This is a genomic window from uncultured Bacteroides sp. (genome assembly GCF_937912035.1).
Taxonomy (GTDB): Bacteria; Bacteroidota; Bacteroidia; order Bacteroidales; family Bacteroidaceae; genus Phocaeicola.
Genome location: NZ_CALDPF010000007.1, coordinates 76,648 through 102,489, shown reverse-complemented (window position 1 = coordinate 102,489; position 25,842 = coordinate 76,648). Strand labels below are relative to the sequence as shown.

Annotated in this window: 23 protein-coding genes; 11 read left to right on the top strand and 12 right to left on the bottom strand. The window is 39.9% G+C overall.

The features are described from left to right. Window positions 1-73: 73 nt before the first annotated feature. The 3 genes from Q0486_RS01245 to Q0486_RS01235 all read right to left on the bottom strand — a co-directional run bounded on the left by Q0486_RS01245 (window position 74) and on the right by Q0486_RS01235 (window position 2,335). Window positions 74-676 (bottom strand): lysine exporter LysO family protein, encoded by a 603-nt coding sequence (locus Q0486_RS01245; protein WP_299229589.1) that lies wholly within the window; start codon window positions 674-676, stop codon window positions 74-76. Further along, entirely contained in the window at window positions 673-954 is a 282-nt protein-coding gene (locus Q0486_RS01240) for a LysO family transporter (protein ID WP_299229586.1), read from the bottom strand. Before Q0486_RS01240 ends, Q0486_RS01245 begins: the two co-directional genes overlap by 4 nt. 370 nt (window positions 955-1,324) lie before the next feature. Beyond that, window positions 1,325-2,335, bottom strand: coding sequence for an aspartate-semialdehyde dehydrogenase (locus Q0486_RS01235; RefSeq protein WP_299229583.1), 1,011 nt, complete (start codon window positions 2,333-2,335; stop codon window positions 1,325-1,327). A 134-nt stretch (window positions 2,336-2,469) separates the two neighbouring features. On the opposite strand from Q0486_RS01235, the gene Q0486_RS01230 reads away from it, so the two are divergent. The 5 genes from Q0486_RS01230 to Q0486_RS01210 all read left to right on the top strand — a co-directional run bounded on the left by Q0486_RS01230 (window position 2,470) and on the right by Q0486_RS01210 (window position 7,919). Continuing rightward, entirely contained in the window at window positions 2,470-4,623 is a 2,154-nt protein-coding gene (locus tag Q0486_RS01230; RefSeq protein ID WP_299229580.1) for a cation:proton antiporter, read from the top strand. Window positions 4,624-4,626: 3 nt separating this feature from the next. Beyond that, window positions 4,627-5,352 carry a tRNA threonylcarbamoyladenosine dehydratase gene (locus Q0486_RS01225; protein WP_299229577.1) on the top strand — a complete coding sequence of 242 codons (726 nt, stop codon included), beginning with the start codon at window positions 4,627-4,629 and terminating at the stop codon, window positions 5,350-5,352. 7 nt (window positions 5,353-5,359) lie between these two features. Further along, window positions 5,360-6,010, top strand: a complete 651-nt coding sequence (locus Q0486_RS01220; protein WP_299229574.1) for an ABC transporter ATP-binding protein — start codon at window positions 5,360-5,362, stop codon at window positions 6,008-6,010. Between the two features lie 111 nt (window positions 6,011-6,121). After that, a complete protein-coding gene (locus Q0486_RS01215; RefSeq protein WP_299229571.1) occupies window positions 6,122-6,961 on the top strand; it encodes a S1-like domain-containing RNA-binding protein in 840 nt (279 codons plus the stop codon). 127 nt (window positions 6,962-7,088) lie between these two features. Continuing rightward, on the top strand, window positions 7,089-7,919 hold the full coding sequence (locus Q0486_RS01210; RefSeq protein WP_299229568.1) for a hypothetical protein: 831 nt from the start codon (window positions 7,089-7,091) through the stop codon (window positions 7,917-7,919). A gap of 153 nt (window positions 7,920-8,072) precedes the next feature. Here the strand turns inward: Q0486_RS01210 and Q0486_RS01205 are convergent, their stop codons facing one another. The 5 genes from Q0486_RS01205 to Q0486_RS01185 form a co-directional block, all read right to left on the bottom strand. After that, on the bottom strand, window positions 8,073-9,401 hold the full coding sequence (locus Q0486_RS01205; RefSeq protein ID WP_299229565.1) for a TolC family protein: 1,329 nt from the start codon (window positions 9,399-9,401) through the stop codon (window positions 8,073-8,075). Between the two features lie 28 nt (window positions 9,402-9,429). After that, on the bottom strand, window positions 9,430-10,524 hold the full coding sequence (locus Q0486_RS01200; RefSeq protein WP_299229562.1) for an efflux RND transporter periplasmic adaptor subunit: 1,095 nt from the start codon (window positions 10,522-10,524) through the stop codon (window positions 9,430-9,432). Window positions 10,525-10,607: 83 nt separating this feature from the next. After that, window positions 10,608-11,852 carry an ABC transporter permease gene (locus Q0486_RS01195; RefSeq protein WP_299229559.1) on the bottom strand — a complete coding sequence of 415 codons (1,245 nt, stop codon included), beginning with the start codon at window positions 11,850-11,852 and terminating at the stop codon, window positions 10,608-10,610. A gap of 2 nt (window positions 11,853-11,854) precedes the next feature. Next, window positions 11,855-13,102, bottom strand: coding sequence for an ABC transporter permease (locus tag Q0486_RS01190; protein WP_299229556.1), 1,248 nt, complete (start codon window positions 13,100-13,102; stop codon window positions 11,855-11,857). Window positions 13,103-13,114: 12 nt separating this feature from the next. Next, a complete protein-coding gene (locus Q0486_RS01185) occupies window positions 13,115-13,834 on the bottom strand; it encodes an ABC transporter ATP-binding protein (protein ID WP_299229553.1) in 720 nt (239 codons plus the stop codon). Between the two features lie 139 nt (window positions 13,835-13,973). On the opposite strand from Q0486_RS01185, the gene Q0486_RS01180 reads away from it, so the two are divergent. Next, window positions 13,974-14,948, top strand: coding sequence for an ROK family protein (locus tag Q0486_RS01180; protein ID WP_299229550.1), 975 nt, complete (start codon window positions 13,974-13,976; stop codon window positions 14,946-14,948). Window positions 14,949-15,025: 77 nt separating this feature from the next. Here Q0486_RS01180 and Q0486_RS01175 read toward each other — a convergent pair whose 3' ends face one another. Further along, window positions 15,026-15,421, bottom strand: a complete 396-nt coding sequence (locus Q0486_RS01175) for a VanZ family protein (protein WP_299229547.1) — start codon at window positions 15,419-15,421, stop codon at window positions 15,026-15,028. Between the two features lie 92 nt (window positions 15,422-15,513). Here Q0486_RS01175 and Q0486_RS01170 point away from each other — a divergent pair, with 92 nt between their 5' ends. Together Q0486_RS01170 and Q0486_RS01165 are read left to right on the top strand one after the other, a co-directional pair. Then, entirely contained in the window at window positions 15,514-16,884 is a 1,371-nt protein-coding gene (locus Q0486_RS01170) for a sodium-dependent transporter (RefSeq protein ID WP_299229544.1), read from the top strand. Between the two features lie 11 nt (window positions 16,885-16,895). Then, on the top strand, window positions 16,896-17,627 hold the full coding sequence (locus Q0486_RS01165) for a helix-hairpin-helix domain-containing protein (protein ID WP_299229541.1): 732 nt from the start codon (window positions 16,896-16,898) through the stop codon (window positions 17,625-17,627). 125 nt (window positions 17,628-17,752) lie between these two features. Here Q0486_RS01165 and Q0486_RS01160 read toward each other — a convergent pair whose 3' ends face one another. Next, window positions 17,753-19,171, bottom strand: coding sequence for an alkaline phosphatase (locus tag Q0486_RS01160; RefSeq protein ID WP_299229538.1), 1,419 nt, complete (start codon window positions 19,169-19,171; stop codon window positions 17,753-17,755). Between the two features lie 139 nt (window positions 19,172-19,310). Between Q0486_RS01160 and Q0486_RS01155 the strand changes: the two genes are divergently transcribed. The 3 genes from Q0486_RS01155 (at window position 19,311) to Q0486_RS01145 (ending at window position 22,279) form a co-directional block, all read left to right on the top strand. Continuing rightward, entirely contained in the window at window positions 19,311-20,246 is a 936-nt protein-coding gene (locus Q0486_RS01155; protein ID WP_299229535.1) for a fimbrillin family protein, read from the top strand. A 93-nt stretch (window positions 20,247-20,339) separates the two neighbouring features. Next, window positions 20,340-20,912 carry a xanthine phosphoribosyltransferase gene (xpt, locus tag Q0486_RS01150; protein ID WP_299229532.1) on the top strand — a complete coding sequence of 191 codons (573 nt, stop codon included), beginning with the start codon at window positions 20,340-20,342 and terminating at the stop codon, window positions 20,910-20,912. A 35-nt stretch (window positions 20,913-20,947) separates the two neighbouring features. Further along, window positions 20,948-22,279: a nucleobase:cation symporter-2 family protein gene (locus Q0486_RS01145; RefSeq protein WP_299229530.1), complete on the top strand. Its 1,332-nt coding sequence runs from the start codon at window positions 20,948-20,950 to the stop codon at window positions 22,277-22,279. A gap of 250 nt (window positions 22,280-22,529) precedes the next feature. Here the strand turns inward: Q0486_RS01145 and serB are convergent, their stop codons facing one another. Next, the gene (gene serB / locus Q0486_RS01140; protein WP_299229527.1) at window positions 22,530-23,756 is read right to left on the bottom strand and encodes a phosphoserine phosphatase SerB; all 1,227 of its coding nucleotides are present in this window, start codon (window positions 23,754-23,756) and stop codon (window positions 22,530-22,532) included. Window positions 23,757-23,783: 27 nt separating this feature from the next. Beyond that, a complete protein-coding gene (locus Q0486_RS01135; RefSeq protein WP_299229524.1) occupies window positions 23,784-25,745 on the bottom strand; it encodes an alpha-L-fucosidase in 1,962 nt (653 codons plus the stop codon). Between the last annotated feature and the right edge of the window lie 97 nt (window positions 25,746-25,842).

Genomic DNA, 25,842 nt, shown 5'->3' with positions numbered 1-25,842 from the left:
ATTTTTATTTTATTAAAAACAAAAAGATTGTTGTGAGCCAGTATTGTAAGTGAATATTCTTAACCTATGTTTATTATAATGAACAGAAGAAAGTAACTAGAAACGGAACACTGAAGTCTACTACAAAACCATGGAATATTGAAACAACTACAAATTCCTGTCCGCTGCATCTTGTTATTATTGGTAATGTAGTATCCATAGTCGTGGCACCTCCTGATGAAATAGGAGCCAGATTTCCGAACCATCTTACAAGTAATGGTGCAGCCAATAGAGTTATGATTTCTCTGGAAATATTTGATAGCAGAGCTATTGTTCCTAATTCTGCTCCCTTATATTCGGTAATGAATATACTTGATAGCGAATAATACCCGAATCCGCTTCCTACAGCCATACATTCAGCCGTTGTTCTGTGCGTCAGGATGAGGCTGGCCACCGCAGCTCCTGCCAATGTGCCGAGGATTGTCATGACAGGTAGGAATACCAATCTGGGATTTAAGGCACGGAAGTTTTTTATAGTTTGTGGATCGTTGCCTATACTAAGTCCTACGGAGAACATTAATGCACATAATGCATAGAAACTAATGTCTGTTTCAGAAATATTGAATGGTAGAATATTGTACACTCCAACTATACATCCCAAAACAAAGAAACCTACGATAATAAGACTGCCTTTCATGCTTTTGCTCCTTTCTTTCTTTTGTAGAGTATATACCATAATGCCCATGCGCAAACACAGCTGCCCAATACTGCACATATTGTAATTACTATGGCTTCCAAGCCTAAAGTCGCTAACCCGTTTATAATTTCGCGGTTACTGCCTACTTCTATGCCAAGAATGAATAATAATAGCCATATAAGAATAGTTATTAGTTTGTTAATAGGTCTCAGCTGATATTTTCGGGTGAAAACACCTAAAATTATACCTGCAAACATTATTAGAATTACTGTGAACATACTTTGAATATCTAGGATGTTTAGTTAATAAAGATATACGACTTGTAAATCGTGTTATAAAACATTGATTTATTGATTCTTGATTTGCAAATTAAAATTTTCTCCTTACCTTTGCAATGTGTTTTTCATAGTATTAGATTTAAGGTTAATAAAGGTTGGAGTACAGCGGTACTCCTTTTTTTATGTCCGTATGTTTGGCCTGATGTGTTTAAGAAAAATGACATGTTGTTTTAGTTTAAATGACAAGTCGTTTTGTTTAAAACGACAGTACATTTTTTTGAGCTTGTAAAATCAGGTTTTCTATAGATAAAAAGGAGGTTTCAGTTTAATTAGGCTGAAACCTCCTTTACCATTAATGTGATATGGTCAATTATCCTATGTTCTTTACTTTGATGAGATATTCTGCTATCTGTACGGCGTTCAGCGCTGCACCTTTCTTAATCTGGTCGCCCACAATCCAGAATGTAAGTCCATTTTCGTCTGCCAAGTCTTTACGGATACGGCCTACGTAAACAGGATCCTTGCCTGCAAGGAATAATGGCATAGGATATTCTTTTTCGGCAGGGTTATCCATAAGAACAAGTCCTTCACCTTTTGAGAATGCTTCGCGAGCCTCTTCTACAGATACAGGACGTTCTGTTTCAATCCAAATACTTTCTGAATGAGAACGAAGAGCTGGAACACGTACACATGTTGCACTTACTTTAACGTCTGAATGCATAATCTTACGTGTTTCGTTATACATTTTCATTTCTTCTTTTGTATATCCGTTGTCAGTGAACACGTCAATCTGAGGAATTAGGTTGAAGGCAAGCTGGTAAGCGAACTTTTCAACTTTAACAGGCTCGTTGGCCAATACCTGACGATACTGCTCATAAAGTTCGTCCATGGCTGCTGCACCTGCACCGCTGGCTGCCTGGTATGTTGATACGTGAACACGTTTGATATGTGTCAGGTTTTCAATGGCTTTAAGTGCCACAACCATTTGTATTGTAGTACAGTTAGGGTTTGCAATGATACCACGAGGGCGGTTCAATGCATCCTCTGCATTAACTTCAGGAACTACCAATGGAATATCGTTGTCCATACGGAAAGCGCTTGAATTGTCTATCATTACTGCTCCGTACTTGGTAATTGTTTCTGCAAATTCTTTTGAAGTACCAGCACCCGCAGAAGTAAAGGCAATGTCAACACCTTTAAAATCATCGTTGTGCTGCAGAAGTTTGACTTCGATTTCTTTTCCACGGAATGTGTATTTTCGTCCTGCACTACGTGAAGAACCGAACAAAACTAATTCATCCAAAGGAAAATTTCTTTCTTCGAGCACACGCAGGAATTCCTGTCCTACGGCTCCGCTCGCACCGACAATTGCTACTTTCATTTTTTTTCTTTAAACTTAAATTGTTAATAAAAACATCATTTTGTCCGCAAAAATAGAATATTTTGGAATATCATGTAGAAAAATCGGGAGAAATTTTATATTTTTGTCTCAAATTGTATATATATTAAATGTTTATGAAAGATTTGCTTGGCTTAACCGGACTTGGTATCAACCTTCCTATAACTGATCCCACGTGGATTTTCTTTTTAGTGCTTGTCATAATACTGTTTGCGCCTATCATAATGGGGAAACTCAGGATACCTCATATTATTGGTATGATTCTGGCAGGGGTAGTTGTAGGTGAGTACGGTTTCAATATATTGGAACGCGACAGTAGTTTCGAGCTTTTTGGAAAGGTAGGTTTGCTTTATATCATGTTTCTGGCAGGTCTGGAAATGGATATGGACGACTTTAAGAAGAACCAGACAAAAGGATTGGTGTTTGGCTTTTGGACTTTTGTCATTCCTATGGCTTTGGGTATAGTGACAAGTATGTGGCTTTTGGGATATTCATTGGTCACATCTGTGCTTTTGGCAAGTATGTATGCCAGTCACACTCTCATTGCCTATCCTATAATTAGCCGTTACGGGCTTGCAAGAATACGAAGTGTAAGTATCACTATCGGAGGTACTGCTGTGACAGTTCTTCTGGCACTGGCCGTACTGGCAGTAATTGGGGGAATGTATAAGGAGGAAACCGTTGGAAGCCTGTATTGGGTATTGCTTGTAGTCAAGGTTTTGGCACTTGGAGCATTAATTATAATAGGTATGCCAAGACTTTGCCGTTGGTTTTTCCGCAAATACGATGACAGTGTAATGCAGTTTGTTTTTGTTCTTTCCATGGTTTTTCTTGGTGCCGGACTTATGGAACTAGTAGGTATGGAAGGTATACTGGGTGCTTTTATGGCAGGACTTGTAATCAACAGATATGTTCCTCATGTATCTCCTTTGATGAACCGCCTTGAGTTCGTAGGTAACGCTCTTTTCATACCTTATTTCCTTATTGGAGTAGGAATGATAATTGATGTGCGTTGCCTTTTCACAGAAGGTGAGGCACTGAAGGTGGCTGTAGTGATGACTGTTGTGGCTACTATAAGTAAATGGCTGGCTGCGTGGATTACGCAGAAGTCATTCAAAATGAGAAAGAGTGAGTGTAGTCTTATTTTCGGTTTGAGTAATGCTCAGGCAGCTGCCACACTCGCTGCTGTACTGATCGGTCATGAGATAATTCTTCCTTCAGGCGAACGATTGCTTAATGATGATGTGTTGAACGGTACGGTAGTAATGATCTTATTTACCTGTATAATAAGTTCTGTAGTGACAGAACGCGCTGCAAAACGTATAGTAGCTGAAGAGCATGACGGAGAAACGGATACAGACAAGAAGAAAAACGATAAGGAGAATTTTATGATTTCTGTTGCAAATCCGGAAACGATCGAAGGACTTGTCAATATGGCTCTTACGATAAAACATCCTAAACAGAAAAAAGAATTGGTGGCTCTGAGCGTGATTAATGATAATAATACTTCAGAAGCTAAGGAGATGATGTCGAAGCGTAATCTGGAGAAAACATCAATAATAGCTTCTGCAGCCGATACATCTGTCAGAACAGTGTTGAGATATGATATGAACATTGCGCAGGGTATTATCCATACAGCCCGTGAAAATGATATTACAGACATTATAATTGGTTTGCACAGGAAGACTAATATTCTGGATTCATTCTTCGGTACAATGACCGAGAATCTGCTTTCGGGTACACACAGGCAGGTTATGATTGCCAAATTCCTCGTACCTGTCAATACTTTAAGACGCATCGTCGTGGCAGTTCCAAAACAGGCTGAATTCGAGGCAGGATTCTCAAAATGGGTTGTACAGATGTGTCGTATGGGTAAGATTCTTGGATGTAGAGTCTATTTTTATGCTACCGAACAAACTTTGGCATATTTGAAAAGAATTATTGATAGGGAAGGGGCAAATACTTTCTCAATGTACTCTGTGCTTGAAGATTGGGATGATTTACTGTTGTTGACAGGTCAGATGGCATACGACCATTTATTTGTGATAGTTTCTGCCCGTAAAGGTTCCATGTCTTATCAACCGTCATTCGATCAACTGCCTGGACAGATTTCTAAATATTTTTCAAACAATAGTCTTTTGATGATATATCCAGACAGATGGGGAGATCCGGAAGAAATAATATCATTCTCGGAACCTAGACGTGCAGTAGGTCCGACAGCTTATGATACTGTGATTAATAATCTGTATAAATGGTTTAAGAAAGAGTAATAGATGAATACTGACAATAATATAGAATGGCAACAGCGTACCGAACTGTTGCTGGGAAAAGAAAGAATGGAGCATCTGAGAAACTCCCATGTCCTTGTAGTAGGACTTGGAGGAGTTGGAGCATATGCTGCCGAGATGATTTGTCGTGCAGGAGTAGGGAAGATGACTATTGTGGATGCCGATACTGTTCAGCCGAGTAATATAAACAGGCAGTTGCCGGCACTACATTCTGTGATAGGAAGGCCAAAGGCTGAGGTTTTGGCAGAACGTTTCAAGGATATAAATCCGGATTTGGATTTGACAGTTCTGCCTATATATCTGAAAGATGAGGCTATACCACAACTTTTGGACAGTGCGAAGTTTGATTTTATTGTAGATGCCATAGATACTGTTGCGCCGAAATGCTACCTTATATATAATGCTTTGAAGCGAGGACTGAAAATAGTCAGCAGTATGGGTGCCGGTGCAAAGAGTGATATAACCCAGGTCAGATTTGCCGATTTATGGGATACATATCATTGCGGATTGAGTAAGGCCGTAAGAAAACGGTTGCAGAAGATGGGTCTGAAGCGGAAATTGCCTGTGGTGTTCAGCACTGAACAAGCCGACCCGAATGCTGTTATATTGATAGATGATGAGCAGAACAAAAAGTCCACTACCGGTACTGTAAGTTATATGCCGGCTGTGTTCGGATGCTATCTGGCGGAATATGTTATACGAAAAATCTAGTTTAACGATGATACAGATTGAAGGAATAACAAAAAGCTTCGGACAACTTCAGGTCCTGAAGGGGATTGATCTTAATATAAACAAAGGTGAGGTGGTCAGTATTGTAGGTCCAAGTGGTGCCGGAAAAACTACTTTGCTTCAAATTATAGGAACACTTGATAGGGCTGATTCTGGACGAGTGATAATCAACGGTACAGACGTAAGCCGTATGAAAGAGAAAGAATTGTCTGCTTTCAGAAACAGGGAGATAGGTTTTGTTTTTCAGTTTCATCAGTTGCTGCCTGAGTTTACAGCATTGGAGAATGTCACTATTCCTGCTTTGATCAAAGGGGCTTCGGCAACAGATGCGTGTAATCAGGCTATGGACATGTTGAAGTTTTTGGGACTTGCGGACCGTGCGTCGCATAAGCCGGCAGAACTTTCTGGTGGAGAAAAACAGCGTGTGGCTGTGGCTAGGGCTCTGATAAATAATCCGGCTGTAGTGCTGGCGGATGAACCTTCAGGAAGCCTTGACACGAAGAATAAGGAGGAATTACATAATCTGTTCTTCGAATTACGCGATAAGCTTGGTCAGACTTTCGTTATAGTAACTCATGATGAAGGACTTGCCGGACAGACAGACCGTACTATTCACATGCTTGATGGAAGGATTGTTTAATTAATAATGAATAATTAAAAATTAATAATTAGGACAATCAAACCCAAGTTCTAAAAACTATAAACCAATAACTAAAAACTATAAACCAATAACTAACAACTATATATAATTATGAGTCATATTAAATTGGGAGAATATAACCTTCTGGAAGTCGTAAAGGAAGTGGATTTCGGGGTTTATCTTGATGGCGGCGAAGATGGAGAAATATTGTTGCCTACACGTTATGTTCCTCAGGGATGCAAACCTGGTGACGTACTGAATGTGTTTATTTATCTCGATATGGACGAACGTCTGATTGCTACAACTTTGCAGCCATACGTTAAGGTCGGCGAGTTTGCGTGTCTTGAGGTAGCATGGGTTAATCAATATGGAGCATTCCTCGACTGGGGGTTGATGAAGGACTTGTTTGTTCCTTTCCGCGAGCAGAAGATGAAAATGCTGAAAGGGAACTCGTATGTGGTGCATGTACATCTTGACGAAGACAGCTATCGTATTGTGGCATCAGCAAAAGTTGAGAAGTATCTTTCGAAAGATATGCCGGAATATAATGCGGGCGATGAAGTAGAAGTACTTGTATGGCAGAAAACAGACCTTGGATTTAAGGTGATAGTTGACAACAAGTTCGGAGGAATGATTTTCAAGAATGAAATATTTACCGATGTGCGTACAGGCATGAAGATGACTGCTTATATCAAGCAGGTTCGTCAGGACGGTAAAATAGATCTTGAACTTCAGAAAGGGGGAGTGAAGAAGGTAGAAGATTTTGCTGACACTCTTCTGGAATATATACGCAGTAACGGTGGCTTTACACCTTTGAACGACAAGACGGATGCGGACGTGATTTACAATACATTTGGTGTAAGCAAGAAGACTTTCAAGAAAGCGGTAGGCGATTTATACAAGAAACGTCTGATAGTGCTTGAAGGTGAACAGGGAATACGTCTGGCTTGATGATATTTGTATATAGGGTTTATCCTATATGCTGTAGGAACTTTCCTAAAAACGTTTGGGAATATTCTGTTGTAGGAGGATTTTTATCCTCCTATTTTTGTATCAGGAAATTAAAAACAGTAAGATTATGAAGAGAAGAATTTGTTTAATGCTTATGGCAGTCGCGGCTTGTATGTTTGTATTGCCTGCAAATGCCTTTGATCTGGGCGATGTAAGGGTAAATGCCCGTTTCCTGACAGATAGAATGGCTTTCGAACTGAAGTTGAACCAACGTCAGTATAATGATTTGTATGAAATCAATTTTGATTTTTTCAATAATGTTGATCCGTATGTCTCGGCTTTATCACGCGCCGAAGCACGCGCAATGGATGCTTATTACAGATATCTGGATGAAAGAAACGATGACCTTAGATGGGTTCTGCCAAGTGCGGCGTATGTAAAATTTATGTCAATAGATTATTTCTTCCGTCCTATATATGCGGTGAATAATGTTTGTTACGTACGCGTATATAAAGTATATCCTGACAGACGTTTCTTCTATTATGGATTGCCTGTGCATTATTACTCATATAGGGGAACACACGGACGTGTGCATTGTGGTGGTGTAAGTTACTATAAGAAGAATTTCAAAAAGCATTATAATCATAAAGTTTATGTAGGTCATTATCAGTGTAGACCAGAGTATAGGCCTCATGATTTTGGACGACCTAATCCGGCAGTCAGACCGTCGCGTCCTGTGTGTCCTTCGGCAAAACCTCTGCCTCCGACAAAACCGGTTCGTCCAAATAAACCGCTACCTTCTCCTGTACCTCGTCCTCCAAAACATGACTATGACAAGCATGACAGGTATGAACGTCATGAAAATAGAAAAGAGGTAAGAAGAAGCAAGGAACGTATTGACAGAAGTTCAACACGGAATTCAAGGGATGCTTCAAGTAGGGTCGTTCGTGAATTGTGACAGAGTATTAATTTCATAAAATATATATCTCTCTTGTTGTGATTTGTATTATTTTTTTATAAGGTAAAAAATTAGGATAACAAAAAAACGACAATACTGTCAGTTTACATACTGTCGGGTATTGTCGTTTTTCGCTGTTCAATATGTTTGAATTCATTTCAGAGTAAGCGGTACGCCTTTATAGAAATCCAGTATCTTGGTTCTGAATATATAGTCGTACTTGGCCTGTAGCTTTTCTGATATGGCTTTCATCCAGCTAGTACGGCTTTCGTTGTATTCTGTAGCATTGGCTTTACCTTCAGCGTATTTTTCTTTCATAAGATTGAATGAAGCCTCTGCCGCCTCATCGGCTGTAAGGCTGCTTTCATATCTGCTTTCTGCACCTAAGGCATTGTAGTATGCCTGCTGTATCTCTTTGTAGAGAGCTTTCTTGCTGTCTTCAAGTTGCCAGTTGAGTGTATTTTGCTGGATTCTTGCGTTTCTTACCTGATTTCTTGTACTGAAACGGTTGAAAATAGGAATTGTCAGCTGGAATCCGAAGTTCTGGCTGAAGTTATCTTTCAACTGTGAGCCAAAAACAGGGTTCTTCATTCCTGCCACCTTATAATAGTTTGTGCTAAGACCTGCTCCGAAGCTCAGTTGAGGATAATATGCGCTTTGAGCTATCTTTATAGACTTTGCAGCACCTTCCAGACGATATTGTGCAGCCTTGATAGAAGGTTTAAACATTATAGCCTGATTGTAGATGTCTGCCGGTGAAGTGATGCTGCCCATATATTCGTCCATATCAGCTTTAGGAGATACGATAGCGAAATTATCAGGCGACGGAAGTTCAAGCAACTGGCTTAAATCCAGAAGTGCCAATTGGTAATTGTTGTCAGCCTGAACAGCAGACAGCTGGTCTTGTGCAACTCTTGATTTTGCTTCAAGCCATTCAGCCTCTGAAGCTTTTCCAGTCTTGAAATATGCCTCTTTCTGTGCAAGCATCTCATTACTTAATTCAACCTGCAAATGTGCCACTTGTGCAAGCTCTTCGTTGAAAAGTACTTGCAGATAGGCAGATGCCACCTGTATGCTTATATCTTCCTTGGCCTTGTTCAGGTCTTCTGTCGCAGCCTGTAGATTCAGTTTGGCAAGAGAGATACTGTTTGTTATCTTCAAACCTGTAAACAGGGGAATGCTGGTGTTCAGATTGAATGCTGTATTTTGTGTGTTGAGGCTTTTATATGTATTATCTGCCTGTATGCTTCGTCCGAAATTAAATGAATGCGAAGTGCTACCGTTCAGGTCCGGAAGTCTGCTCCATTTTGCTGTACTCAGCTCTACTGCGCTTTGTTCCTTTGAAGCTTCCTGCTGCTTTATGCTCAGATTGTTTTCTATGGCATGGGTGATACATTTTTCCAGATCCCATTTTTCCTGAGCTGTAACATTTGCGGTGAATAGAAGCATCAGAGCAGAAGTCAAGATTATATTTTTCTTCATTTCAGTTTTCTTGTTAAACTGTTATACATTATTCTTTCTTAAGTCCACGCACAAAGTCATTCTCTTTCAGACCCGATTTGATTTCAACGTTTATTCCGTCGCTCACTCCGGTAGTCACGTTCTTACGGTCGAATTTCTGACCTGAAACACTGTCTGTAAGGAGATAAACAAATGTCGAGTCTCCCTTGAATTCCAGTGCACTTTCAGGGATACTTAATACATCGTCTGCTCTCTGAAGCTCCATTTCTGCGTTTGCGCTGTATCCCGAACGGATAGTGACACTGTCCGGCACAGTAATTGCGGCTTTTATTTCGAACTGATTTGCTCCGTTGTTCTCTACACTTTTAGGCGAGATGTATTCCAGAGTGGCATTGAAAGACATGTCCTGAAGAGCTCCTAAGGTAATTTTTACTGGGATACCGACAGATATTTTTCCTACTTCAGTTTCGTCTACATTACCGCGGAAAATAAGGTCTCCCATATCTGCAACGGTTGCTATAGTGGTACCGTCGTTGAATGTATTACTCATGATAACCGAGTTACCGACCTTGATAGGTACATCCAGAATAAGTCCGTCTATTGTTGAACGGATAAGTGTGCTACTGAAAGATGCGCTGTTTTTGGTGATACCTTCCTTGATGATTTCCAGATTGTCTTTTGCAGCCTGAATTTCTTCGCGGGCCTGTTTCGTAGTCAGCAATGTCTTTTCGTATTCTTCGCTGCTCACCAGTTTCTTTTCGTAAAGTTTCTCCATTCTTTCAAGGTCGATTTCTGCCTGACGGCCGTTCATCTCTGCCAGGCGTACGCGGCTCTCTGCCGAATTGAGCTGTCCCAGTTCAGGGATAACCTTTACTTTGGCTATAACTTCTCCCTTTTTCACATTTTCACCGGCTTCCTTGTAGACTTCGGATATGATACCTGAAATCTGAGGCTTTATCTGTACCTCATCTCTAGGTTCTATTTTACCTGTAGCCACTGTTGTCTGTACGATGTTTGATTTTACTACTTTCAGAACGTTGTATTCAACGTCTTTTGGCTGTGATTTCTGATAAAGGAATACGAAAGTTCCGATGAACAGTAGTGCAATGACTACCATTATACCGATTCTGATAAATTTCTTCATATAATTTGGTTTTTAAGTTTCTTATTTTATGTACTATTTTGCTTTAAACAACTAACTCTTAATTTTTCATTATAAATTGAATATCATTCATCCCTGATAGCCTCTATAGGTTTGATAGCCATTGCACGGAATGCAGGTGCCAGTCCTGCCAGTAATCCTAATATGAGTAACAGAATACACGCTCCTATAGCTCCCCAAAAACTTATCTGAAAATGTGCAGCTGAAGTAGGAGAGGAGAGAGCTTGTTCCACAATATTAAGCAGGAAAACAGCAAAGGATATTCCGCTCATTCCCGCAATGGTGGTCAGTACCATACTTTCCGTTAGAATCTGGCTTAATATGTCATTGGGGCGTGCACCGATAGCTCTACGGATGCCTATTTCGGTGGTTCTTTCTTTTACTGTAACCATCATGATGTTGCTGACACCTATTGCACCCGCAAGCAGTGTTCCAAGTCCGACCATCCACCCCAAGACTTCTATACCCGAGAACAGATTGTCCATCATTCCGAACATGGCTTCTGCATTTACGCTGATTACGGCCTGTTTGTCGTCCGGATGTACATTATGTGCGCGTTTTATTACGGATTCCACTTTTTCCTGCACTTCGCTCACGGAGTATCCCTTCTTGACTGTAAAACTAAGCATTTGGATTTTGTCTCCATAATTATAATTGTTTTGCATTGTAGAAAAAGGAATAATGATGGAGGTTTCTGCCTGACCCTGAACAGACATGTTTCCGGCAGCCATGTTGACTCCAATCACCTGATAATATATACCGCTTACTTCGATATATTTTCCGCATGGATTGCTTTTGTCGGGAAAAAGACTCTCGAAAATTCTGCTACCGAGTACACATACTTTTCTTCTGTTTATAATATCCATGTCGTTTATATATCGTCCCATTGATATTTGTGGCTCTTCTATCTTGGCATATATCGGATAAAGTCCTTTAAGGGTACCGGAGGTCTTATTCTCTTTATATACCATGTCTATTCCCCATTTCGTTATGTTCGGAGTGACAACTTCTATTTCAGGAACACTTCGCCTGACTCTTTCAACATCGGTGTTTGTGAGCTCCCAAAAACGTCCTTGCTGGAATCCTTTATAGGCTTTGCTTGTTTGGTTGGTACCCATAAAACCAGAGTTGGTAGCAAATCCTACAAATTGTTTTGCCATAAGGTCCTGTACACCCTTGGTTCCTCCCATAAGGGCTACAAGCATGAATATTCCCCAAAACACTCCGAAAGCCGTAAGCAGGCTGCGTGTCTTGTTTCTCGTTATGGTGAGGATTATCTCCTCGCATGTATCCAAATCAAATCGTTTCATAATCAGTCTGCTCTAAGTGCTTCAATCGGTCGTATCATTACTGCTTTTCTAGCAGGAAACAGTCCGGCAAGCGTTCCTGCTATTATCAGTGTAAGTGTGGCTTGTATGGCAATACTTATGTCTACTGTAGGGTTTTCAAAAAAAGTCATCGAAAATACCCCTGCATCTACAACCTGTTTTCCAGCCACTATATTCATATATTCAGTGGTTGCAATACCCGCTACCATGCCTAAATATCCGAAAAATGTTGTTATCACTACACTTTCCGATATTATCAGCCATAGAATTGAAGAAGGTTTTGCCCCAAGCGCTTTCCTTATACCGAACTCATGTGTTCTTTCTCTGACAGTAATAAGCATTATATTGCTTACACCTACTATTCCGCTGAGCAATGTGAAAATACCGACAACCCATATAGAAATATTCAGAATGTTTGTTGCCGACTGTTGTTGCAGATACTGGGTGAATCTGTTCCATATCCATATTGCGCTGTCATCGTCTGGGGCAAAATTATTGTTCTTTCCTATTGCCGCACGATACTCTTTTTCGAAAATATCGTTCGATGCCTGGTCTGTAAGATTTTGTGTAGCGAAAATTATATTGTCGATACTGTCACCTTTGCTGTAGATAATCTGTAACGTGGTGAAAGGAACCAGTGCGCTTGGCGAGAAACTGTTCTGGTCGGAGTATACTCCCACAACCTGATACATAACACCCTGTGAAGTGATGTATTTACCAATAGCTTCGGATTTTGGAAACAGAATGTCTGCTGTTTTCTGGTGAAGGACTATTACTTTCCTCATCTCTTCCATGTCACGCTTGTTTATGAAGCGTCCCTTGACGAGTCGCATAGGTTCCATTTCAGTGTGATTCGGGAACACACCGTTGATTGTTATGCTTACGTTTTCTTTACCGTATGTCAATATGCCACTATGGCTTGTTGTAGCCCCTACAGTGGTAATATTGCCGGTAAATCTTTTGGATGTTATTTTCATGTCGCTTTCATTGAGCGAAATGTTTCTGCCCTCGTTTAGTCCGTTGAAAGCTTTCGAGGTAACTCCGGGGTAAATCTTCATGGAGTTCATCTTCATGTCTGCCGACTGGTTTTCGAAAGCATGTATAAGTCCGTTTCCTGCCCCTAAAAGAACAATGAGCATGAATATCCCCCAAGCTACGGCAAATCCCGTCAGTGCAGTGCGCAGTTTGTTGCGCATTATTGTACCGTATATTTCTTGAATAAGATCTATCATTTCTTTTTTAAATTATTTCATGAATCCGTTCTTGCCGAATGGTGATGCATTATGATCTATGTTATCTTCTATTTTTTCAATTATACCATCCTTGATATGAATTATCTTATTTGTCTGGTTCGCCACACCGCTCTCGTGTGTTACTATTATGATAGTCAGTCCTTCCTTTTCATGTAATTCTTTCAGTATGTTCATTACTTCTACAGATGTCTTGCTGTCCAGCGCTCCCGTAGGCTCGTCAGCCAAGATGATTTCAGGCTTTGATATGAGTGCCCTGGCTATGGCTACTCTCTGCTTTTGTCCGCCCGAAAGTTCGTTGGGCATGTGGTGGGCCCATTCTTTCAGTCCCAGTTTGTCAAGGTATTCCATAGCAAGTTCATTCCTTTTCTTTCTACCCACTCCCTGATAATACAGAGGCAGAGCTACATTCTCCATCGCGTTTTTAAATGAAATAAGATTGAATGACTGGAAAATGAAACCTATCATCCTGTTTCTGTATTCTGCTGCCTTGGTTTCGCTTAGGTTCTTTATAAGTACACCATTCAGCGTATATTCTCCAGTGTCATAATTGTCAAGTATTCCCAGTATATTAAGTAATGTGGATTTTCCCGAACCTGAGGCTCCCATTATAGAAACAAATTCCCCTTTTTTTATTTCAAGGTTTATACCTTTCAGAACATGAAGTGGAGCACCGTTGTGATACGTTTTGTTTATGTCTTTTAATTGAATCATTTTGTCAATTGATTAATAAATTCGCAGCTAAATTAGAAAAAAACTTATATATTCGTATTAATATTTATTTGAAAAATTTGTTAGATTATTGTCTATTGTATATTTTTGTCTCAATAATTAACCCTAAACAATAAATGTCATGACTGTAAATATGGAAAAACCTTATGTGGTTGGTATGGACATCGGCGGTACAAATACCGTTTTCGGTGTAGTTGATTCTCGTGGAAACGTTTTGGCTTCCGATTCTATTAAGACTCAAGAGTATGAGGAAATAGATGAGTATGTTGATGCTGTGTGCAAGAAACTTATTCCTCTTTTACAGCAGTTCGGAGGTGCAGAGAAGTTCAAGGGAATGGGTGTTGGTGCGCCAAACGGTAATTATTATAATGGAACTATTGAATTTGCTCCAAATCTTCCTTGGAAGGGAGTTATTCCTTTGGCTGCCATGTTTGAAGATAAATTGGGAATTCCTACAGCACTTACTAACGATGCAAACGCTGCTGCTATTGGTGAAATGACATACGGAGCAGCACGCGGCTTGAGAGATTTCATTATGATTACACTTGGTACAGGTGTTGGTAGTGGTATCGTTGTAAACGGTCAGTTGGTTTATGGTCATGATGGTTTTGCAGGTGAACTGGGCCATGTGATTGTAGAACGTGATGGTCGTATCTGTGGATGCGGACGTAAGGGATGTCTTGAAACTTATTGTTCGGCGACAGGTGTAGCTCGTACTGCACGTGAGTTCCTTGTTGCCCGTTCTGAACCAAGCTTGCTTAGAGAAATTCCTGCTGAAGAAATCGTTTCAAAGGATGTGTACGATGCAGCAATCAAAGGTGACAAGCTTGCTTTAGAGATATTTGAATATACAGGAACTATTTTGGGTAGAGCATTGGCTGACTTTATAGCTTTCTCAAGTCCTGAAGCGATTGTTCTGTTCGGTGGTCTTGCCAAAGCTGGTGATCTTATCATGAAACCTATTCAGAAGGCTTTGGATGAGAATGTTCTTAAGATTTATGCCGGAAAGACTAAATTATTGCTTTCTCAACTTAAAGATGCTGATGCTGCTGTCCTTGGTGCAAGTGCATTGGGTTGGGAAGTTAAGGAATCTTAAATCTATTTTCCCCTAATATTTAAAATGCTCATCATGCCGGGTTTTAAAACAAGGCTTGATGAGCATTTTTTATATCATTATTTATCGTTATGCTTTTTCCATATATATGGGCGTAAAATATAATAGCTGAAAACACTGCCTAATACTACACCAGTTATGTTTGCCAGAAAATCAAACCAGTCGCCTCCTCTTGTTTCGGTTAGAGTAGCCTGACCAATTTCTATAAGTCCGCTCATAATAATAGGGCATAGAACTCCTCCGATAATAAGGTGTTTTTTGATTAGGGGAAAATGTTGTCTGAGATGTTCAGTCCACAGTATAATTGTAAGTCCTCCATACATACATATATGAACAATCTTATCAATATTCTTTATTTCACTGATAGAAGTCTGTGGAGGTTTAAAGAACGACAGATACAGGATGGCTGCTATCACCAGAATAGACAACGGATAACGTTTTAAATATGTAATCATGTTATAAATATTTATTTCTTCGTCAAAAATATGATATTTTTCGTACATTTGCGCCGCTAAACAATTCTATTTATTATTTAATATGTTTTTTTATGCAACATCATCACGACAGAGTTAGTTTTGGAAGTAAATTGGGAGCAATATTGGCGGCGGCAGGTTCGGCAGTGGGATTAGGAAATATATGGCGATTCCCATACGAGGCGGGAAATCATGGTGGTGCCGCTTTTATACTTATATATCTAGGCTGTATTTTTATATTTGGTTTGCCTATAATGGTGGCCGAGTTTACTATAGGCCGTAGTGCAAAGGCCAGTACAGGAGGTTCGTTCAGTGTTCTGGCCCCAGGTACGAAATGGAAATGGGTTGGCTATTTGGGTGTTCTTACTGGTTTTCTTATTTTAGGATATTATTCGGTTGTGGCAGGATGGACATTGGAATATCTGTTTCAAGCAACTATAGGAGGTTTCGAAGGAAAGAATGCCGAAGGATTTATAACAATGTTCAATGAATTCTCGTCCGATCCATTAAGACCTATAATATGGCTTACAGTGTTTATGCTTCTGACACACATCGTTATTGTAAGAGGGGTGAAGGATGGTATAGAACGTTCTTCTAAGATTTTGATGCCGGTTCTTTTCATTCTTGTGGTATTACTGGCTATATGTTCAGTCACTCTTCCTGGTGCGGAAAAAGGTATTGAGTTCCTTTTCAAGCCTGATTTCAGCAAGGTTACTCCTGAAGTCTTTCTCGGAGCAATGGGGCAGGCATTCTTCTCTATGAGTCTTGGTATGGGATGTTTGTCTACATACGCATCTTATTTCGGTAAGGAAACCAGACTTGGACATACTGCAATGAGCGTGGGAGTAATTGATACTTTCGTTGCAATACTGGCTGGAATAATCATTTTTCCTGCTGCCTTTTCTGTCGGAATTAATCCAGGTTCCGGTCCTTCATTGATATTCATAACATTGCCCAACGTGTTTCAGCAGGCTTTCTCGGCAGTACCTTTGTTGGCTGTGGTATGTGCCATGGCTTTCTATCTTCTGCTTGCGCTTGCGGCTCTCACATCTACTATATCTCTTCATGAGGTATCCACCGCCTTCCTTCATGAGAAGTTTGGACTTACTCGTGGTAGGGCAGCTACTATAGTATCTTTGGGATGCTGGACCATAGGGGTTGTGTCTTCATTGGCTTTGGGCCTATGGAATGGATACAAAATAGCAGGAATGAACTTCTTTGATGCTCTTGATTATCTTACTGCAAAAATCATGTTACCGGTGTCTGGTATGTTGTCTGCGGTTTTTGTAGGCTGGGTATTGAATAAGACTATAGTAAAAGGCGAGGCAACCAACTACGGTGCACTAAAGTCCACTTATTATCCTCTATATATTTTTATTCTTAAATTTATCGCTCCTCTAGGCATCATGCTCATTTTCCTAAACGAATTAGGATTGTTTAAATAAGAATTATCTGTATGTGGAAGGAATGGTTCTTTTATTCCCGTGGACAGCGTAGGGCTATATTGTTGTTATTGCTGTTGCTTATTCTTCTTTTAGGATTGTTGTCCACTGGAAGTTTGGGTGAGAGGCATAATGAAATATCAGCTGAACCATTGGCAATAGCTGATTCACTTTATAGAAAGGTCGAGAAGGAAAAACGTGAATACGATAAGAAATATGTATATAGAAAGAGTGATGAGAAGGAAGCGTTTGCTTTGACAAAAGAAAAAAAACAAAGTTCCGACACTTCCTTATATGTAGGGAAAGAAGAAAATAAGAAGGTTCATAAATTCCCCAGACAAGAAAAATTTTCACGAGGAGTAATTGTTGATGTCAATACTGCCGATACTTTGGTCCTGAAGAAAATACCGGGTATAGGAAGTGTGATATCACGTAATATTGTGAACTACAGGAATCGTCTCGGAGGATTTTATGATGTAAGTCAGTTGCTTGAAGTAAAATATGTAGATACCACATTGTTGGTATGGTTTCAGATAAAGTCGGATGTATATCGTAAAATCAGTATAAATAAAGCTGATATAGATGATTTAAGAAGACATCCATATATGGATTTTTATAAGGCAAAGGCTGTAGTGGAATTACGACGCAAAAGAGGAAAAATAACCGATATTTCACAGTTATCAATGTTGAAAGAATTTTCTAAAGAAGATATAACAAAACTCAGTCATTATTTTTCTTTTGAGTAGAAACAGGATTTGTATAAAGTTTAGCGGCTGTTTAAGCACTGTTAGGAGAAAGCTACTGAACAGTGTTTAAACAGCCGCTAAACATATATTAAAAATAAGTAAGTCAAAACGAAATGTGAATGTTTTTATTTAATCATGTATCCTGCAGATTTTGCAATCAGTTTAGGAATCTGTGTGTTGTCCAGTCTTCCGCTGAAGTTCTGTGCACCGGCACCGATGGCAAATACAGGAACATATCCTGCCGAATGTCCTCCGCTGGTCCATCCTATAAGGGCTATTTCGTTTATTATACGTTTTGCTTCTGCAGCCAGAGCTTCATCTTGTGCATACTCGCTTTTTTCCATTTTTGCATCTTGTCCTTTCAGTGTTTTTTCGTAAACACTTTTCAGACGTGATTCTTGTTTTTCTGACAATTCTATTTCATCCCAAAATCCGAAATTTTCTTTTAATGCGTTCTGTACAGATTCCCAAGGAACATTGTTTTTATACTCCTTGCGCATGGCATTCAGTATTTTTGTAAATCCACTTTCGCTTGTCTTTTGGTTTTCAATGGCTTTAAGGTTCAGTTTGTACTGGCCTGTTCCCAATACTATACCTCCAGTCTCATGGTCGGCTGTCACTACAATAAGAGTTTCATCAGGATGCTGTTTGTAGAATTCGTATGCTTGTTTTATGGCCTTGTCGAAATCCTGTACTTCGCGGAATGCTGTTGCTCCATCGTTACTGTGGCATGCCCAGTCTATTTTACCGCCTTCCACCATTAGGAAGAAGCCTTTGCTTAAGTCTTTTGAAAGGAAGTCTATAGCTGATCGGGTTATATCTTCGAGTGTCAGATCTTTTTCTGTTCTGTCAATTGCGTACGGAATAGCACTTCTGTCTTTAGATGATGCTTCCTCGGTCTGGAACAAAATCATCTTGTCGGCTTTAGTTCTTTTCTTGGTATAATCCTTATATCCTCTGGCAATAGCATAGCCGTATTCATCTGCCATTTTATATAGGTCCTTTGCTTTACTGTCTTTTTTGTTTTTCGGTTCCATGAAATCAGAGCCGGCATAGAAATCAAAACCTGTAGTGTAGAGGTCAGTACCGATGTTATAATAGCTGCTACGGCCTGCTTCATGTGCATAGAATGCAGCAGGAGTGGCATGGTCTACACTGACGCTTGTGGCTATACCTACTCTGCTACCACTGTTTTTTGCCCAAACAGCAACACTGTTAACCGGAGTTTCAAGGTCTTTCAGTACACCAATGGCACCGTTTTTTGTCTTGTTGCCTGTGGCTAATGCTGTTCCTGCCGCAGCAGAGTCCGTTACTCCGTTTGTGGCAGAAAATGTGGTTGCCACAGTCGATATTGGAAATTGGGTGAAATATAAAGGTTCGATAGCTATTTTTCCGTTTAATTCTCCCTGGAAAAGTTCTGTTCCCTGAACCTGGTTTACACCCATTCCGTCACCAATAAAATAGAAAACGTATTTTGCCTGTTGCGCAAAACACAAATTGTATGAAAGTAATACAATTGCAAATAATAAATAGAGTTTTTTCATCGTTTTGTTTAGGTTTATTAATAGTACAAAAATACATAATATATTAAATAAATAGATTTTTTTTCTATTCTTTTGTTTGAATTGTATTAAAATTGTTATATTTGATACGACAATCTTACAAAATTTAATTTCTTATATTATGAAAACATTTATTTATATGTTGGGAACTTCCCTCTTTTTAGCTGCATGCAGTAATGAAACATTGTCTTTAAACGAAGATTTATCAGTAAAATTATTTGTAGAAGTAGGTTCTAATCAAAATCAACAACAAAAGTCAAGGACAGTTACCGATGCTGACGGTCATGTAACTTTTTCCACAAATGACAAGGTCGGTATGTTTATTCAAAATAAGGAAAATCCAGTGTTATGGACATATAATGGGACTTCATGGAGTCCGGAGAATGCTGTGACATGGGAGAACCGTGCGGACGATTTCGAATTTCTGGCATATTATCCGTGTGATAAAACGGATCAGGTTGTTCGTTCTTCAGTTCCTATGCCTGATCTTTCTGTTCAGACAGGCAATTTGAACGATATAGGCAGTAAGGATTTTCTTGTAGGAAAATGTACTACATCATACTCAGACAATAACGGTGTAGTATCTTTCACCGGTGAGAATTCTTTCAAGCATGTATATTCCCTATTACATATTAATATTGTCAATGAAGAGACGGCACAGTCATTCTCAATGAAAAAATGCACTTTTACAGGTGAAGGTATAGTCACTCCTCATGTGTATTCTTTTGATCAGGCTTCAGAAGGAATGAAAAAATCGGGTGAGGATGAAACGTCAACTCTGGAAATAGCGGATTTGTCTTCTTTATCGGAATCGGCTGTTACTGTACTTCTTAATCCTGTAAGCCTTGAAACTCCACTAGGTTTTACTTTGAATTATACTAATGGCGAGAAAGAATATGAAGCTTCTGTAAATATTGGAAATAATTTTGCCGCAGGAAGTTTTTCGAAAATTACGCTGAGATTAGTTGATGGAAAATTGACAATGACAGGCAATGAAGTTAAGGATTGGAATGTCATAACATTGGATGAAATAGTGGTAACCGGTACTTCAAAGTAAGATATTGTCATATTTTTGCAATACATAAAGAATTTTCTTGTAATTTTGCGCACTAAAATCATTTAGAAACTCTTTTAATTATTAGTTGCACGTATGAAAGCACTGAAGGAACGGATATTGCGCGACGGAAAATGTTTTGAAGGTGGTATCCTTAAAGTAGACAACTTTATCAATCATCAGATGGACCCTATTCTGATGAAATCCATGGCGGTGGAATTTGTAAGGCGTTTTGCCAGTACCAAAATCAACAAGGTGCTGACCATAGAAGCCAGTGGTATAGCTCCAGCCATTATGGTGGGCTATTTGCTCGAACTTCCTGTAGTCTTTGCGAAGAAGAAAAAGCCAAGTACAATGGAGAATATGATTACCACTACCGTTTATTCTTTCACTAAGGACAGAAACTACGATGTTTGTGTCAGCAGTGATTATCTGTGTCCGGGGGATAAGGTGCTTTTCATCGACGATTTTCTAGCCAATGGAAATGCGGCTAAAGGTATTATCGACCTTGTAAACAAGGCAGGAGCCGAGCTGGTAGGTATGGGATTCCTTATCGAAAAATCATTCCAGCACGGAGGAGAGCAGCTCAGGAGCATGGGAGTTCATGTTGAATCGCTTGCTATTATTGAAAGTCTGGACAACTGCAAGATTGTTCTTAAGGAAGAATAACTAACAAATAAACTCAAAAACTCAAATTTTAAAGAATGGAAAATGAACAGAACGTAGCTCCGGGCGAGGGGCTGATTTACGGACTTAACGACCGTCCACCTTTGAAGGATACCATTTTTGCGGCTTTGCAACATCTGCTGGCCATTTTCGTGGCAATTATCACTCCTCCGCTTATCATAGCTGGAGCTTTGGGACTTGACATCGAGACAACTGGTTTCCTTGTTTCCATGGCGCTTTTCGCATCAGGTGTCTCTACATTTATACAGTGTAGAAGGGTAGGACCTATAGGTTGCGGACTTCTTTGTATTCAGGGAACAAGTTTCTCTTTTATCGGTCCTATCATTTCTGCAGGACTTACAGGCGGTCTCTCTTCAATATTCGGAGCCACTATAGCGGCTTCTACTGTGGAGATGCTCATCAGCCGTGTGTTGAAGTATACACGCAAGATTATCACTCCTCTTGTTTCTGGTATTGTGGTGACGCTTATCGGTATGAGTCTTATTAAAGTGGGTATTTCGGCATGTGGCGGAGGCGTAACAGCTCAGAATGACGGTACTTTCGGAGCATTCCAGCATGTAGGTCTTGCGGCTTTGGTACTGGTGCTTATCATCATCTTTAATCGCAGTTCCAATCGCTATCTCCGTATGAGTTCCATTGTAATAGGTCTTCTCGTAGGTTATGTAGTGGCATGGGCTTTAGGCATGGTTGATTTCTCGGCAGTGCAGAGCTACGGTGGTTTCAATATTCCTGTACCTTTTAAATATGGAATATCGTTTGATATTTCTGCCATAATAGGTTTGGGACTTGTTTATCTGATTACTGCCATTGAAGCATACGGTGACGTAACCGCAAACTCTTTGATATCAGGTGAACCTGTTGAGGGAGAAAAATTCGTAAAACGTGCTTCTGGAGGTATCCTTGCAGACGGTTTCAATTCAATGCTTGCGGGTATATTCAATTCGTTCCCAAACTCAATCTTTGCACAGAATAATGGTATGATTCAGCTTACAGGCGTTGCCAGCCGTTATGTGGGATATTTTATTGCAGGTTTCCTAATCCTGCTTGGGCTTTTCCCTGCAGTAGGTCTGGTATTCTCACTTATGCCTGAACCTGTACTTGGTGGTGCCACACTGCTGATGTTCGGAACAGTGGCTGCTGCCGGTATACGTATCATTGCTTCACAGAAGATTGACAGAAAGGCTACACTTGTAATGGCATTGAGTTTCTCTTTCGGTCTGAGTGTGGAACTTGTTCCTGAGATACTCTCACAATTGCCTGACACAATAAAGAATATATTCTCGTCAGGTATTACAACAGGAGGTCTTACAGCAATATTGGCAAACGTGCTTATCAGAATTAAGGAGTAAGATTATCTGAGAAACATAATGGCGATGACTGTTTCATTTCATGGGGCGGTCATCGCTTTTTTTATTGACATAGATACCGTAACACGTTCGTGTCACACCCGTAACACGTTCGTGTCACGATCGTTACACGGAAGTGTTACACGCGTTACACGAGCGTGTTACGCTAAATTAAAAAGCTCTCATTGTGGGGTTATACAGTATATCCTCACTAATGAGAGCTTTTGTTATATCCTGTTGATGTATGAGTGATTTACAGTTTTCCTTTCTCATCAAGATAAGAATCCTTGAATCCAAGAAAGTATAATACACCGTCAAGTCCAATGGTATTGATAGATTGTTCGGCATTTTCCACTACCTTAGGTTTGGCATGGAATGCTATGCCAAGTCCGGCAGTAGAAAGCATAGGAAGGTCATTTGCTCCGTCGCCTACGGCTATGGTCTGTGCAATGTCAACTTTCTCTACTTGTGCCAGCAGTCTGAGAAGTTCGGCTTTTCGTTTTCCGTCAACAATCTCACCCACATATCTTCCGGTTAGTTTTCCGTCCTCAATTTCTAGTTCGTTGGCATATACATAGTCTATTCCGAATTTCTGTTTCAGATATTCACCGAAGTAAGTGAAACCTCCTGAAAGTATCGCAATCTTGTAGCCGTAATGTTTCAGTACGAACATAAGTCTTTCCACACCTTCTGTGATAGGCAGGTTCTCGGCTATTTCTTTCATCACGCTTTCGTCCAATCCTTTCAGCAGTGCCACTCTCTCCGTAAAACTTTCCTTGAAATCTATTTCACCGCGCATAGCACGTTCAGTTATGGCTTTTACCTGTTCGCCCACACCGGCACGTTCCGCCAATTCGTCTATACATTCGGTCTGTATCAGTGTGGAATCCATATCGAAGCAAATCAGTCTTCGCATACGGCGATACATATTGTCAAGCTGCAATGAGAAGTCCATTCCCATCTCGCTGCTCAGTTTCATCAGGCTGCGCTGCATTTCTACTCTGTTCTTCGGGTTTCCTCTCACGGAAAACTCTATGCACGACCTCACGCTTGCTTTCTCTTCGTCAAGTGGCACACGTCCGGTGAGACGTTTTATGGAATCTATGTTCAGTCCCTGTTCCGCTATAATCTTTGTTGCTGCAGAAATTTGTTTCGCCGTCAGTCTTCTGCCCAATATAGTGATTATATATCTGTTTTTTCCCTGCATGGATACCCAGTTTTCGTACTCCTCTACAGATACAGGATAGAATCGTATGTTCACACCAAGTTCCGATGCTTTGAACAGGAGTTCCTTCATTATATTCCCCGATTCCGTCTCCTTGCTTTTGAACAGTATGCCTAATGATAGTGTCTGGTGTATGTCTGCCTGACCTATATCAAGTATTGTTACATCATATTTTGATAATATTTCCGTTACTGAGGCTGTAAGCCCAGGACGGTCGATGCCTGTTATTCTTATAAGTGTCAGCTCTGTGTTCATAATGTTTTGGCAATATGTATTTCTTTTTTATAATGCAATTCTTCTGAGTCTTATGCGCAGATTTGAAAGTTCCGTATCGTCATTTTCGGAAGGGAGTCCTGTTTGTCGTACGGTAAGTTTGTGGTTTTTCTTTTTGCTCATTTCCGGCAGTGTCAGGTCCTGTTTGTAGATGGTCTGATCTTGCGACTGGCACAGTATGTAGCTTATATTCTTGCCAATCCTGCTGTATATTCTCATCACAATCTGGTTGTTTCCTTTCCGTAATGGAAGTAACACTTTTTCTGTCTTGAAATCGCATCCGTAAGGATTCAGGTGCTTCATTATTGATTTGCCGTTCAGGTAAATCTCGATGCCGTTTCCTGCTCCTGCATCAATAATGATGTTTTGCGCCCTTGGCGATTCTATGTTTTGCATGATGTAGTAAGTCGCATTATGATCGGCATCAAGCGTATGTCTGCCTATATGAACCTCCTTCCAGCTATTGTTCTTGAGCGGAGGATTTTCAAAGTTTGTTTTTATGTCTTTCGATGAATGGAATATTATCTCTTCCGGACCACAGATGTATTGTTTACCCCATACGGTACCTTCTGCCACTTGAAGCGATGATGCCTTACCGCTGTCTAGTGTCACATTATGTATTTCTCCGTCCAGTTCTATTTCCAGATTTTTTCCTTTCTCATTTTCTGTATACAGCAGTTCCAGCTGTTTCAGCATCAGCTGCTCGAAATACCATGAGTATTTTACGGTGCTTTTGTATGTACTTCCAAAGTCGAAACCTGAAATGCTGTAATGTGGTGTTGCGTTACTTTGTTTCAGAGTTATGGCTCTGATTGGTTCCGGCTTATGTTCGCCTATGTTCTGTTTGAATTTTAATGTCAATACGTTTATACTCTTTCCTTTATATGCTGATGCGGGTATTGCTATGTCGATGACTCCGTTCTTCTGTATGCACGTGGCAAGCTTACCGTCCGCTTTTTCCAGTTCATATTCGGGCATATACATTTCAATCCTTCCGTCTTTAGGGTATTTGCCCGACAGTATCAGATACAGTATGTTGTCTTTTCTTGTGATGCTTCCCCATTCGAAATCTTCCACTAAAGGAGTGTGTAGGGTATTGTATATCGCCTGGCCGTTTTCTTTTAACCAAAATCCAATGTTGTTCATTATTTCTTTATCGTATTCATTGATTTTTCCGTTGTTTTCCAGGTGGATCTTAAACATGAAACCTCCACCCAACGATACAGCCTCAGCCATTTGACTTATAATTTTTTTTGCGTCCGATTCCGCATTGTCTATTTCGATGGCTGCAGGTGATGATGACAGAGATGAATCATATCGCCAGCAACATTCAAGTATTTCTTTTCCGAAATGAAATTTCAGTATGTTGCAAAAATCGTATTGACCGTTTCCCGCATCATTACTAACCATACATTCAGGCTGGAGTTTGTGCACTAGCGCATACAGTTCTTTACTCTCTTCCGGAGTCTTGGGGTTCATGTCGAAACTTATTTCCGAAATCTTTCCGTACTTGGTGAGCAGTTCGGTTATTTGTTTTTTTATGGTTTTGTCAAGATTGTTTGAATGGTGATTTTCTTTGTAATTGAATTTTTCTTTGACTGGAAAGTAGATCCCAAAATTTATTTTGTTTTCACTGCATGCTTCGCTCAGTTCTTTTATGATATCCTTTTCTATTTTTCCGGTGTATGTCTCAGTATTGAACAGATAGGCGTTGCCTGTTTTTGCAGGTGCAATTATGGTACGTATTCCGGATTTTACTGCCAGTGAAACGATAGAGTCGGCATTGAAGCTAGTATAATTGAAAATACCATCTATAGAATTCCCTTTCGAATCTTTCTGCATTGGGAATACAATCCTGACAGCCAGCTTGTTGTCTTGCCATTTTTTTGATGTAGAATCCGAAACTTGTGCCGAAACACAGTTTATGTATATTAACAGTAAAGAAAATATGGATAAAATACGTATCTTCATAATATATAGTGATATAATGATGAGCAAAGATAATCACTTCTTTTGTGATATGCTAACTTTTCATTAATTTTGCAGCTCGTATTTATAACTATTATTA